We start from the raw sequence: 13,820 nt of genomic DNA on the forward strand, positions 1-13,820 counted from the left end.
GAAAAACGCCGCGGATTTTCGGATCCCCGGCGTTTATTTTCAGACGGCTTCGGACGGAAACGCACTCCGCAGGCCCGCGACTATACTGCCGGTACGTCTTTTTCTGCCAGTATTTCGCCGTCAATGGAAATCGTGGTTACGCGGAGGGGGACGGATTTACCGCTGTCCTGAAGTGCCTTGTTCACCGCGACTTCCAGTCCGCCGCAGCACGGAACCTCCATGCGGAGGACCGTCACGCTCCGGATGTCATTAGAGCGCAGTATTTCGCCCAGTTTCCAGGAGTAGTCTGTGCCGTCCAGCTTCGGGCAGCCGATTAAGGTGACGCGGTTCCGAAGAAAACGCGTGTGGAACCCGGAATACGCATAGGCGGTGCAGTCTGCGGCGATGAGTAGATCTGCCCCGTCGAAGTACGGAGCCCGGGACGGAGCCAGACGAATCTGCACCGGCCAGTTGGAGAGCCTGATCGGCGCGCCGGAACCGGAAGCCGGAGCAGCGCCGGTGCCCGGAGAACCTGCCTCTGAGGAGTTCTTTTTGTTTATTGCGACCGCTTCCGCGTCATAGGCAGCCGCCTCTCGTTTCACAAAGGTGATCGCGCCTTCAGGGCAGGCGGGAAGACAATCTCCCAGACCGTCGCAGTAATCGTCCCGAAGAAGCTTCGCCTTTCCGTCCACGATGCCGATGGCTCCTTCATGACACGCCGCGGCACAGATCCCGCACCCGTTACATTTGTTCTCATCAATATGGATAATCGTTCGTTTCATGCTCCTGCTTCCTTTCACTTTGATAACTCTACTATAACAAAAGAAGAGGCGAAACAGTGTTGCAAATGTTACAAAAAAAATTTTTTCAGCTTTTTTCGGTGAGAAGAGCCTGCGAAAAAATGCTCTGAAACGTCGGGGTCTCCCGATTTTTTGCATCTTTAGAGGGTTTGGATTTGCCATATCATGAGATTTATTGTATAATAATGTGAAATATAGTCAGAAGGAAGGGACAATACATGCTAGATTCAAGCACAGCATTGATGTTACTGATATTACTGGGTGTCGTGATTCTTGTGATTCTGGTGATTGCCTTCATGTTTAATATGAAGAAATCAGAGGCGCGGAATGATCAGATACTCGGAGATCTTAATGACTCGATCTCGGAACTTCAGAATAGAATGAACACCGTGGAAGGCGACCGGTCCGCCGTGATTGAGGTTGTTTCTCCCCGGGACACCGTGGAAGAGACTTCTGACACGGGCGACTGGGTGAGCTATTCCCGGGCTCCTGCGGATGAACCGTCGAAGGGACGGGAACTGCAGCCGGAATACGCGGAACAGGCGAGGCGTCCGAAGCCGGAAAAACGCACGAAGCGGAAACCGGATACGGCGAGGGAACCGGAACAGCCCCGCAGGGAAGCGGATACAGATGATTTCTGGTCTCAGTTTGAACGTTCTGATTCGGGGACGGAATCAGGGAATATGGAAAGGCAGACCATGGAAGGGTACACTCCGGCGGCGCCGGCAGGAAGAAACCCGGACGTGGATTTTGGTATGTCTGCAGGCAGACATGGCACAGAGGGACGCTCCGGCTCCGGTCAGAGCCCTCTGGACCGTCAGATGGAACCCCGCCGCGGCGCGCATGCCGCACAGAGCGGCGGACTGCTGAACTCCTTCGGATTTGGAAGCCGGAAGGATGATACGATCGTAATTGAACATCGTCCGGAGGAGCGGTGGACAGAGGAAACGGAACCGCAGCAGAGTGCACAGCAATACGCTGATTCGCAGAGACAGCCGCAGCCGCAGACTCCGCAATATGACGGACAGACAATGCAGCAGGAACAGCAGTACGGACAGCAGCAGTACGGCGATTCACAGAGACGGCCGCAGCCGCAGGCTCCGCAGTACGGCGGACAGGCGGTGCAGCAGCAGTCGCCTCAGTACGGACAGCGGCAGTACAGCGGTTCACAGAGACAGCCGCAGCCGCAGGCTCCGCAGTACGACGGACAGACGATGCAGCAGCAGCCGGCTCAGTACGGACAGCAGCAGTACAGCGATTCGCAGAGACAGCCGCAGCCGCAGACCCCGCAGTACGGCGGACAGACGATGCAGCAGAAGTCGCCTCAGTACGGACAGCAGCAGTACGGCGATTCGCAGAGACAGCCGCAGCCGCAGGCTCCGCAGTACGGTGGACAGGCGATGCAGCAGCAGTCGCCTCAGTACGGACAGCAGCAGTACAGCGGTTCACAGAGACAGCCGCAGCCACAGACTTCGCAATACAGCGATCGGCAGCAGCCGCAGACGCCGCAATACGGCGAACAGCAGATGCAGTTCCGGGCGCCCCGGTACGATGGGCAGCCGGTGCAGTCTCAGGCACCGCAGTACGGCGGGCAGCCGCAGTCACAGACGTCACAGTACGGCGGGCAGCAGGTACAGCCTCAGGACAGTCAGAGACCGTCTTCGCTGGCCGAGCAGCTGCAGCAGGCTACACAGCGTATGCAGGAAATGGCGCAGCAGGCGAGAGATGCGGTTCCGCAGATGGATAACGCACGGAAGGATCTGATGGGACAGCGGTCGCAGAATGCGGTTCGGACACCGTCGGCGGAAAGAGCGCCGGATATGACACATCGGACCGCCCGGGACACAGCAAATCATTATGTGGACAGGGAAAGCGGAACTGACAGACAGGGAAGAGTTTATTCTGTTGAGCAATTAAACGAGCAGATTAAATAGATTTAGAGAATTATTGTTATGCAGGAGGCAGATATGATTTGTAAGAATTGCGGACATCTGTTGAACGATGGAGACAGGTTCTGTCCAAATTGCGGCGCAAGGGTCGCGGTGGAAGTTCCAGATGCGAAGGAAAAGCCGAGTACTCTCGACACCCTCGTATCCGGTCTCAATCGGACAGCGGAAAAGCGAGAGGGCCCGGTAGAGAAACCGCAGCAGGTCGAAGAGGCTGCTTCGGAGGAAGACACAAAGCCCCGGCATCACTTTCAGTTCGAGGAATTCAACTGGAATCTTGACGGTTATCCCACCGAAGACACCAAAAGGACCGAGGACATCGATTTCAACTGGGAGTCTGTCGTAGATGAACGCGAAAAATCCCGGGCAGCAGAGACTGACAGCGATCAGGAATTACTGAAGGATAAAATCAAATCAGAGAATTCCGGAAAAGATGAGCGGGAGCAGTCCTCCGGCGGAGAGAAAACAGCAGAGGAAGCGCATGAGCAGGAGCTTGAGGAGATGATTTTCGGAACAAAGGACCGGGAAGGAAATATCTCCGATACAACGAGACTTGACGAGGTTGAGGATCTGGATGATCTGAGCAAGACGACCAGAATCGACAAATTCTATACGTACAACAAGAAAAACGAGGAATTCCAGGAACTTCTGGACAAGGAATACAACCGTCTGAAAGCCCAGATCGAGGCAGACGCCGCCAGAGATCACGAGGCAGAGAGGGAGAAGCCGGAAGCGGACGTGAAAGCCGCGGCGGTATCTGATGCGGAGGCGGCAAAGGCAGAGCCGGCAGGCTCTCCGGAGCCTTCGGAGACGGAGAGCACGGAAGAATCCTTCGGAGGTACCGGCGAGACGCCGGCGTGGTTCGGCGGAAGCGGACAGCCTGAGGAGTCTGAGGCGTCCACAGAGGAGGAGTCCTCCGAATTCCCGAAGGAAGAACCGGAAGCGGAGCCCATCACGCTGCGCGACGATGTTCCCTCCGGCGAGGGCTTTGAGAAGGAAATCGAATCGGATATTCCGGAATATATCAACAGTCTGGATGCGGGAAATCTGTCCCTGGCCGAGCTGCTGAAGGCACAGACCAGACAGGAGGAAGAACCCTGGACGGAGCCGGCAGACTCTGTGATGGATGACATCCCGTCTGACTCGCTGTTCTCGATACCGAATGAGGAGAAGGTGGACGAGTTCTTTGACAGGACTCCGGCAGAAACGGCTGCTGCACCGGCCGCAGAGCCTGCGGCTGAACCTGAGGGAACCGCCTTCGGGATGCCTACGCCGGCGGAGCCGGCATATGAAGCGCCTGCTGACCCGCTTTTCGGGACACAGACGGAGCCCGTTCGGGAAAGCGCGGCAGAACCCGCATATGAAGCCGAAGCTCCGGCCACTTTCAACTATGACGCACCCGCGGGAAGCGGTGCGGCGACCGGGCAGGAACAGCAGAGCGAGGACGATGAATTCCAGATTCCCGCGTTCATGAGAAACTCGGGATCAGGAGAACCTCTTAATGTAATCGAGGATTTACCGACCGAACCTGCCGCAGGGTATTATGAACCGCCGCGGCAGGAGACACTGCAGCAGTATCAGCAGCCGCTGGACATGGCGCAGCAGGAGGTATCGAGGCAGTATCAGCAGCCGTCGGATATGCCGCGGCAGGAGATGCCGCAGCCGACACAGCAGAAGGTTCAGTACCTGGGAGTCGCGCTGGCGCATCCGCCTAAGGGCGTTGTCGCAGATCCGTCGGAAATGAAGGCTCATTCCACGGCAGAACCGATTACCGGAAATGCAGGCTTTGTTCCGCCGGTACAGCAGACGCCGAAGCAGGAAGCCGTCGATCCGCGGACAAATTCTCCGGAGGAAACTTCGCCGCAGAGCTTTTCGGGAGCACCTGCCGCAGAAAGTGATCCCAACTCCCAGAGCATCGAACAGATGATCCGCGAGGACGAGGCGAACGGAAGAGAACAGGCGGACAGCAGGATTACCTTCCAGGATGTGTTCAAGGACGAGATCCAGGCTGAGAAAGAAGATAATAAAAAGAAACCGAAGAAACATACCGGCCTGAAAATCCTGGCGATTATTCTGTGCGTGCTGATCGTGCTGGAAATCATCGTGATCTGCATCAAGACCTTTGCGCCGGACAGCGCAGCGTCCGTCGCACTGCAGGATCTGTTCAACGCCGTATACGGCAGACTGTCATCGTTATTCGGATAGACCGGCATCCGGACAGATCAGCGGATGCTGACAAACTGAAGTATGGAGGAAGATATATTGAAAGGTGCCAAAGTAGAAACAAGGGAAAAGCCGCGCCGCCGGCTTAGCGTAATCATACTGCTTATCGTTATCATCATTGCGCTGCTGCTTCTTCTGGTCAATTTCATCACGGACTGGATGTGGTTCATTGAGATGAAATATGTCAGCGTGTTTTTCACGGAGCTGTTCACCCAACTGAAGATCGGAATTCCGGTCTTCGTGGTGCTCGCGGTGCTGCTGGATTACTATCTACGCCGCCTGCGGAAGGGCTATTTCGCTCACATTGACTCCCATGAACACACGGACATGAAGCGGCTGGGCCGCTACACCAACCTGGTGGCGATTCTGTTCGCCGCGTTTATGGCGTTTTACGCCGCCAACAAAATGTGGTTCAAGGTTCTGGAGTTCGCCAACAGCACGAATTTCGGCAAGAAGGACCCGCTGTTCGGGATGGAGATTTCCTTTTATATCTTCAAGCTGGATTTCCTCAAGGAAATGAACGAGTTCCTGATCGCGGCGATTCTGCTGATTATCGTGATGACGATTCTGTACTATGCGATTCTCATCACGATGCATTCGCCGGATATCCTGAAAGAGGACGACACCGCGGACTTCACGCAGGATGAGGACCGGTACAGCGGAAATTCCAATCCCTTCGGAGGGGATACGCCGTTTGGAAGAGTCTTTGACAACATCAACAATTCCAGACCGCGCAGACCGAGAAGACGGTTTGATGACAATAATTTCAAACAGTTCCTGACCATTGCGTCTCATCAGCTGACCGCACTCGGCGTGATCTTCTTCCTGATGCTGGCGCTGGACTTCTTCCTGAAACAGTTTGACCTGCTGCATGCGCATACAGGAGCTGTCTACGGTGCGGGATTCACCGACGTGAACATCACCCTGTGGATGTACCGCGCACTGATTGTGCTGTCCCTGATCGGGGCGGTTGTAACTGCCGTATGCATCCGCAGAAAACAGATTAAGAAGATCTTCACGGTGCCGGTTATCATGATCGGCGTCGGAGTGCTGGGCGTGGTTTTGGCGCTGATCGTCCAGAATCTGGTGGTTTCGCCGGATGAGCTTAACAAAGAAAGCAAATACCTGTCCAGAAATATTGAATATACACAGTACGCCTATGATCTTGACGATGTGACGACAAAGAACTTCGCGGCGGATGAGAACCTGACCAGCGCGGATATCAGCGACAACAAGGCGACGATTTCCAACATCAGAATCAACGATTACACGCCGGTCAAGACGTTCTACAACCAGACGCAGAGTATCCGTCAGTACTATACGTTCAATGACGTGGACGTGGATCGCTATCAGATTAACGGTGCGCTGACTCAGACATATCTGTCAACCCGTGAAATCGACGAGAGCAAGATCAGCGACACCTGGCTGAACCGGCACATCAAGTACACACACGGATACGGTCTCACCCTGTCCAAGGTCAATACCGTGACCGCCAGCGGACAGCCGGACGTGCTGGTGAAGAATATTCCGCCGGAGTCCTCCATCAATGAAATCGATATCAAGCAGCCCAGAATTTACTTCGGTGAACTGACAAACGATTATTCTCTGGTGGACACCAGCGAGGATGAATTCGATTATCCGGACGGCAGTGAGAACAAGTACACCAAGTACACGGGCTCCGCGGGAATCAAGCTGAATCCCTTTGCACGGCTGATGTTCGCCATTCGCGAAAACAGTCTGAAGCTGCTGGTTTCCACGAACCTGAACAGCAATTCCAGAATCATCATCTACAGGAACGTGGAGGAGCGGGTTCAGAAGATCATGCCGTATCTCAGTTATGAGGACGATCCCTATGCGGTGACTGCGAACGGCCGGATCTACTGGATTGTGGACGCCTATACGACCAGCTCCTATTACCCGTATTCAGAGCCGTACAGCGGCACCACGGGAACGACGAACTACATCCGCAACTCCATCAAGGTTGTGGTGGATGCATACAACGGCGATGTGAATTACTACATCGTCGACAAGTCGGATCCGATTGCGAAGACGTATAAGAAGATCTATCCGGCGCTGTTCAAGGACTTTGATCAGATGCCGGCCGAGCTGCAGTCGCACATCCGGTATCCGAACGCGCTGTTCCAGGTGCAGTCGGACATCTATTCCAGATATCACATGAGCAATGTGAAGGTGTTCTACCAGAACGAGGACCAGTGGGATATCGCCAAGGAGATTTACGGAACAAAGGTTCAGCAGATGACGCCGAACTATTACATCCTCAATCTCCCCGGAGAGAAGGATGCAGAGTTCATCAGCTCCATTCCGTTTACGCCGAAAGGGAAACAGAACATGACGGCGCTGATGATCGCCCGGAACGACGGCGACAACTACGGAAAACTGGTGCTGTACCAGTTTCCGAAGAGCAAGACGATATACGGGCCGAGACAGGTCGAGGCGATGATCGACCAGAATACGAAGATCTCACAGGACTTCTCCCTGTGGAGCTCCGCCGGTTCCAAGTACAGCCGCGGAAATCTGTTCGTCATTCCGATCAAGGATTCGCTGCTCTATGTCGAGCCTGTCTATCTGGAAGCGTCCGATTCCTCAATTCCGGAGGTGAAGAGAGTCATCGTCGTATACGGTGACAAGATCTCCTATGAAGCCACGCTGGGCGACGCCCTGTCGGAACTCTTCGGCTCCAGCGGAGGTGCGGACAAGTCGGATAACGTCAAGAAGGATTCTTCGTCAGACGGAAGCAGGCTCACCAGGAACGACTACATCAAGAAGGCGCAGGAGGCCTACGACAACGCTCAGGATGCGTTGAAGGACGGCGACTGGAGCGCCTACGGCAAGTACATGGATCAGCTGTCCGATTACCTGGAGAAGCTGTCCTGAGGAAGACGAAAAATAGATAAGTTGAGCTTTGGGACATTCAGTTTGGATGTCCCAAAGACTTTTTGATTCACAGAGATAAAACAGAGGTAGAACATGCTGGATTTTGACATTGATAAGATGCTGTTTACGATCCCGCCGGAAAATCATGACTGCCGCGAGGTCAGAAGAATCCTGGAGGAGCACCCCGAGGTGGAGTTTGTATCCTTTGTGGGAATCGATATGGGAGGCCATGACACCGACGAGAAAATCCCGGTCAGAGCCTTTCTCGAGGACATGGAGAAGCTGCTGGAGCACGGCGTGCAGACAGACGGCTCCAGTGTCGCGCTGCCGATGATCGCCGACCTGGGCAATGCCAAGGTGGACATCATCCCGGACAAAACCGTAAACTGGTACGTAGACTACAACTACCGCAACGTCTGCGCCAAGTACGGACTTCCGGTGGGGACGCTCCGGATTCCGTCCTTCCTGGTGCATAACGAGACGTTTGAATGCGGCTCCCGTTCCATCCTGCGCAATGCGCTGCGCTATATGAAGGAGGAACTCCGCCGTGAGCTTCGCGAGCATCCCTATGTGTTCCGCTACATCGAGGGAGCGGACAGCGTGGACGACATTGATGACTTTGTTGTCACCAGCGCCACCGAGCTCGAATTCTGGGTCAGAACCCCGGACGACAAAGGCGACCGGGAACAGCTCTTCATCGCCCAGACCCTGAAGGAGCAGTACTGGAAGCGCACCTACGGAGAGGTTCGCACTGCGCTGGAGGAGACGCTGCTGATCCTGGACAAATACGGGTTCGGCGTTGAGATGGGGCACAAAGAAGTGGGCGGCGTGAAGGCCAGAATGAATAACGGCGGACAATATAATCACGTCATGGAGCAGCTGGAAATCGACTGGAAGTATACCGACGCCATTCAGGCGGCGGACAACGAGAACCAGGTGAAATATGTGGTTCGGGATATCTTCACCCGGCACGGTCTGGACGTTACCTTTATGGCGAAGCCCTTTGAGGGCGTTGCCGGAAGCGGAGAACACACGCATATCGGACTGGCGGCGAGACGTAAAGACGGAAAGCTGATCAGTCTGTTCGCGCCCCGGAGCATGAAAGAGGACTTCATGAGTCCCGTCGGCTTCGGCGCTCTGATGGGAATCCTGAAAAACTATGAGGTCATCAATCCCTTCATCAGCTCGTCCAACGATTCCCTGAACCGCCTGAAGCCGGGATATGAAGCGCCGGTCTGCATTGTCACGTCCCTCGGGAAAGCGGTCGACAAGCCGTCCCGGAACCGGACCGTTCTGGTGGGGCTGATCCGGGATGTTCACAATCCGATGGCGACCAGGTTCGAGCTTCGCGCGCCGAACCCCAAGAGCAACACCTATCTGGTGCTGGCCACCTCCTACATGGCCGTTATGGACGGCGTGAAGGCGGTGCTGGAGGCGGAGAAGACGCCGAAGGAACTGGAAGCGTCTTTGTCGAAAAAATACGGCGAGGAGGACTTCTATCTGGAGAAGGACAGAGAGTACCGCAGCGAAGAGGATGTGTTCGAATATTATACCGAGGAGGAACGGGAAAAACTCTTCGGCAGGGCTCCGGCCACCGTCTGGGAGAATCTGGAGGCCTTCGACCGGTATCCGGAGAAGATTGAGGTGTTCAACCGGGGCAATGTGCTTCCGAACATCCTGTTCGAGTCTTATCGGGAGCAGACCCTGTCTCAGTGGAAGTTGGAACTGCACGACCGCCTGATTCCAAACACCATGGGCTTTATCCGGTCCTGCAGAAAGCGGCACACAGACGAGGACTTCTCAGACTATGATATTAAGAACTGGCTGGAAATCGACAAGATCCGCCACGAGATCGCCAAGGATACGATTACGGACAAATCCCTGCTGACGCAGGCGAAGGAAGCGCTGGACGCCAGGCAGTATGACCGGGCCTCCGCTCTGCAGCTGGAAATCAAGCGCAGAGTAGAGGAACTCACGGCGCTTTACACAAGATATAAAAAGAATCTGTTATAACCGGGGGAGAAAACGATGCTGGACATTAAAAAAATCAGAGAAGATTATGAAGGCGTAAAGGAACGCGTGGAATTTCGCGGAAAGGGAGATTTCGGGATCGCTGAGGTGAAGAGACTGGACGAGGAGCGGCGGAAGCTTCTCGCGGAGGTCGAGACCATGAAACACCGGCAGAACACGGTGTCCCGGGAGATACCGAAGCTGAAGAAGGCGGGAGAGGATACCACGTCGATCATGGCGGAGATGAAGGAGCTTTCCGGCAGAATCAAGGAAATGAACGGAGAACTGTCGCAGATTGAGGATGAGCTGCGCAATACGCTGCTGGGCGTGCCGAATACGCCGGCGGAGGGCGTGCCCTTCGGCAAGGATGACGCGGACAACGTGGAGATGCGCAGATGGGGTGAGCCCACATCCTTCACTTTCGAACCTAAGGCTCACTGGGATATCGGCGAGGATCTGGATATCCTGGACTTCGAGCGCGCGGCCAAGATTGCGGGAGCGCGTTTCACGGTGTACAAAGGACTGGGCGCCAGACTGGAGAGAGCGATCGCGTGCTTCATGCTGGATCTCCATACCCTCGACCAGGACTACACGGAGATCCTGCCGCCCTTCATGGTCAACCGGGCGGCCATGACAGGCACAGGACAGCTGCCGAAATTCGAGGAGGACATGTTCTACGTCCCTCAGAAGGATTTCTTCCTGATTCCCACCGCTGAGGTTCCGGTTACCAACCTGAGGAGCAATGAGATTCTGGACGAAGACGAGCTGCCGGTGCATTATACCGCATATACCCCCTGCTTCCGGGCAGAGGCAGGCTCCGCCGGGAGAGATACCCGGGGTATCATCCGTCAGCACCAGTTCAACAAGGTCGAGCTGGTCAAGCTGTCGAAGCCTGAGGATTCCTGGGACGAGCTGGAGTCGCTGACCGCAGATGCGGAAGAGGTCCTGAAGCAGCTGGGACTCCCGTATCATGTGGTGAAGCTGAGTTCCGGCGACCTGGGCTTCTCGTCGGCGATGACCTATGACATCGAGGTGTGGATGCCGAGCTACGGCAGATATGTGGAAATTTCCTCCTGCTCCAATTTCCTGGATTTCCAGGCCAGAAGAGCCAATATCCGCTTCCGGAGAAAGGAAGGCGGCAAGCCGGAGTTTGTTCATACACTGAACGGCTCAGGACTGGCGGTGGGCAGAACCACAGCGGCGATTCTGGAAAACTTTCAGCAGGAGGACGGAAGCGTCGTGATTCCGGAGGTGCTGAGAAAATATATGGGCGGCGCGGAAAGGATCGAAAAATAAATGTTTACATTACCGGATTATATTGAACCGGATTTCAGTGAGGAACGCTTTGTCTCCGCGCCCAACGCCCGTCTGGAGGCGGCGCCGGTGGACAAGGCGGCGCCCCGGAACTTCCATGCGATGTCCATCTTTCCGGAATACTTTAAAATCGAGGGGAAATGGTACCTGGCGGAGGAGAGCCGGATGGACTGTGTTCCGGTCTTTGAAAAGGGCAGAATTCATGTGCGGGAGTTCCGTAATCTGCGGCAGGGCGACATGGTGGTCACCGGACGCACGGAAAACTGCGAGGAAGGAATATATGTCCATGTCAACTGCTTCGACTGGGCGGTGAGAGCCAGCGCCGGCAGCTTCGCCTTCCGGCAGACCCGGAGCAGGGAAACAGCCTTTTCCTATGATTATGAACGGCTCTGTGAGCTGCTGCGATATGAGAAGGAACACAACGGATACGTGGTCTGGGTCATGGGCCCGGCCTGCTCCTTCGATTCAGTCGCGCGCGAATCCTTTGCGAAGCTTGTGGAAAACGGCTACGTGCAGGCGCTGATGGCGGGAAATGCTCTGGCGACTCACGACCTGGAGGGCGCGTATCTGGGGACGGCGCTGGGACAGGACATCCGGACGCAGGTTCCTCATGAGAACGGACATTACAACCATCTGGACACCATCAACAGAATCAACACCTGCGGATCCATTGAACGCTTCATACAGGAGGAGCACATCGATTCCGGAATTATCCGTGCCTGCGTCAGCAGTGGAGTTCCCTTTGTGCTCAACGGCTCCATCCGTGACGACGGGCCGCTTCCGGAGGTTTATGAGCATACCTACGTGGGGCAGGACGCGATCCGTTCCCACGTCCGGAAGGCCACCACGGTTATCGGGATGGCCACGGTGCTCCACACCATAGCGGTGGGCAATATGACGCCGACCTATCGGGTGCTTGCGGACGGTACAATCCGGCCCGTGTACTTCTATACGATCGACACGTCGGAATTCGCCGTGAACAAGCTGGGGGACCGGGGCAGCCTGGCCGCCAAGGGGATCGTGACCAACGTTCAGGATTTCATGCATAACGTGATCCGCCTTCTGGAGCTGTAAAGCGGGCGGAACGCCGTGCGGCGGAAAGGAAGTTTATGAGAACGGCTTTCGCGAAAGGCTTTAACAAAATATTCAACCGGCTGACCATTACAGTGGCGATCATCATCGTACAGTGCGTCTATCTGGCGATCCTCTTTTTCCAGCTGACGCAGTACGCGAGCTGGATTGAAGTCGGATTCCGCGTGCTGTCTGTCTTTGTCGCGGTGTACATCATATGGAGAGATTACAATCCGGCCTATAAAATAGGCTGGATCGTTTTGATTGCGGTTCTGCCGGCGATGGGTGCGGTGCTCTATCTTCTGTTCGGGAACAAAAGACCCTCCCGCAGCCTCAAGAGGCGGCTGTATCCACTGGAAAAACTGCATCGCGAGGATCTGAAGCAGGAGGAGAACATCCGGATGACCGGCATCGACGAGCGGCTGCAGCGGACGGTGGAGTACGTGGCGGAGAAAGGCCCGTATCCGGCATGGCTCCATACCGCCACCCGCTACTATGAAGTGGGCGACAAGCTGTTTGACGATATGCTGGAGGATTTGAAGAAGGCGGAGCACTATATTTTCCTGGAGTATTTCATCATCGAGAGGGGGCGGCTCTGGGACCAGATCTTCGCGATACTGAAGGAAAAAGCGGCGGAGGGTCTGGATGTCCGGGTGATTTATGACGACATCGGTTCCATCAACAAGCTGCCGCGGCATTTTGCCCATGAACTGACCGCCAGCGGCATCCGGGTACAGGCGTTCAATCCGATGCGGCCCTTTGTATCTCTGGTCTACAACAACAGAGACCACCGCAAGATCTGCGTTATCGACGGCTACATCGGATACAACGGAGGCGCGAACATCGCAGACGAATACGCCAACATCATCGTCCGGTTCGGTCACTGGAAGGACTCGGGGGTGCGCCTCTGCGGCGAAGCGGTGTGGAACTACACCGTGATGTTCCTCAATATGTGGAACGCTTTCCGGCCGGAGGACGTGGAATATGATTTGTTCAGGCCACATGTATGGCACCCGGAGGAATTCCCCTCCGACGGTATCGTGCAGCCGTTTTCCGATACGCCGCTGGACGACGAAAATCTGGGCGAGAATGTCTATATGGAGATTGTGAACCAGGCCCGGGACTACGTGTTCATCTACACCCCCTACCTCGTTCCGGATAACGAGATGATCACGGCGCTGACGCTGGCGGCCAAGAGGGGCGTGGATGTGCGTCTTGTGACGCCGGGGATCCCGGACAAGAAGATGATCTACGACCTGACGCGCTCGCATTACAAAACCCTTCTAGAGGCAGGCGTCCGCATTTATGAGTACACGCCGGGGTTCATTCACGCCAAGAGCTTTGTCAGCGACGACCGCATCGCCTGTGTGGGGACGATTAACATTGACTACAGAAGTCTGTATCTGCATTTCGAGTGCGGCACACTGCTCATTGATAACAGCTCCATCATGGATCTCCGCAGCGACGCGATTACCACGTTCGGCCGCAGTCACGAGATTACGTTGGACAACATGAAAACGCATTTCTTCAGGATGCTCGTGGCGGCGCTGCTGCGGGTAATCAGCCCGGTGCTGTGAGGAAG

General features: G+C 55.4%; 8 protein-coding genes. 7 read left to right on the top strand and 1 reads right to left on the bottom strand.

The genetic code is table 11. From position 1 onward, the window contains the following. Window positions 1–80 precede the first annotated feature (80 nt). Window positions 81–761 carry an ATP-binding protein gene (locus tag BHK98_RS10090; RefSeq protein WP_075713928.1) on the bottom strand — a complete coding sequence of 227 codons (681 nt, stop codon included), beginning with the start codon at window positions 759–761 and terminating at the stop codon, window positions 81–83. 260 nt (window positions 762–1,021) lie between these two features. Here BHK98_RS10090 and BHK98_RS10095 point away from each other — a divergent pair, with 260 nt between their 5' ends. From BHK98_RS10095 to cls, 7 genes are all read left to right on the top strand, one after another. Next, on the top strand, window positions 1,022–2,713 hold the full coding sequence (locus BHK98_RS10095) for a hypothetical protein (protein ID WP_075713930.1): 1,692 nt from the start codon (window positions 1,022–1,024) through the stop codon (window positions 2,711–2,713). A 33-nt stretch (window positions 2,714–2,746) separates the two neighbouring features. Beyond that, window positions 2,747–4,930: a zinc-ribbon domain-containing protein gene (locus BHK98_RS10100; RefSeq protein WP_158024495.1), complete on the top strand. Its 2,184-nt coding sequence runs from the start codon at window positions 2,747–2,749 to the stop codon at window positions 4,928–4,930. A 57-nt stretch (window positions 4,931–4,987) separates the two neighbouring features. Next, entirely contained in the window at window positions 4,988–7,843 is a 2,856-nt protein-coding gene (locus tag BHK98_RS10105; RefSeq protein WP_245796873.1) for a UPF0182 family membrane protein, read from the top strand. Window positions 7,844–7,936: 93 nt separating this feature from the next. Next, window positions 7,937–9,856 (top strand): type I glutamate--ammonia ligase, encoded by a 1,920-nt coding sequence (locus tag BHK98_RS10110; RefSeq protein WP_075713936.1) that lies wholly within the window; start codon window positions 7,937–7,939, stop codon window positions 9,854–9,856. 15 nt (window positions 9,857–9,871) lie between these two features. After that, on the top strand, window positions 9,872–11,149 hold the full coding sequence (gene serS / locus BHK98_RS10115) for a serine--tRNA ligase (protein ID WP_075713938.1): 1,278 nt from the start codon (window positions 9,872–9,874) through the stop codon (window positions 11,147–11,149). Continuing rightward, window positions 11,150–12,241: a putative NPN-dependent ornithine cyclodeaminase gene (locus BHK98_RS10120; protein ID WP_075713940.1), complete on the top strand. Its 1,092-nt coding sequence runs from the start codon at window positions 11,150–11,152 to the stop codon at window positions 12,239–12,241. It begins immediately after the preceding gene. A gap of 35 nt (window positions 12,242–12,276) precedes the next feature. Beyond that, entirely contained in the window at window positions 12,277–13,815 is a 1,539-nt protein-coding gene (gene cls / locus BHK98_RS10125) for a cardiolipin synthase (protein ID WP_075713942.1), read from the top strand. Window positions 13,816–13,820 lie beyond the last annotated feature (5 nt).

Source organism: Hornefia porci (assembly GCF_001940235.1).
GTDB classification, from domain to species: Bacteria; Bacillota; Clostridia; order Peptostreptococcales; family Anaerovoracaceae; genus Aminicella; species Aminicella porci.

Excerpts from the sequence above, each read along its gene's own strand:
- BHK98_RS10100 (WP_158024495.1), top strand. The coding sequence starts at position 2,747 with ATGATTTGTAAGAATTGCGGACATCTGTTGAACGATGGAGACAGGTTC.
- BHK98_RS10110 (WP_075713936.1), top strand. The coding sequence starts at position 7,937 with ATGCTGGATTTTGACATTGATAAGATGCTGTTTACGATCCCGCCGGAA.
- BHK98_RS10090 (WP_075713928.1), bottom strand. The coding sequence starts at position 761 with ATGAAACGAACGATTATCCATATTGATGAGAACAAATGTAACGGGTGC.
- BHK98_RS10095 (WP_075713930.1), top strand. The coding sequence starts at position 1,022 with ATGTTACTGATATTACTGGGTGTCGTGATTCTTGTGATTCTGGTGATT.
- cls (WP_075713942.1), top strand. The coding sequence starts at position 12,277 with ATGAGAACGGCTTTCGCGAAAGGCTTTAACAAAATATTCAACCGGCTG.
- serS (WP_075713938.1), top strand. The coding sequence starts at position 9,872 with ATGCTGGACATTAAAAAAATCAGAGAAGATTATGAAGGCGTAAAGGAA.
- BHK98_RS10120 (WP_075713940.1), top strand. The coding sequence starts at position 11,150 with ATGTTTACATTACCGGATTATATTGAACCGGATTTCAGTGAGGAACGC.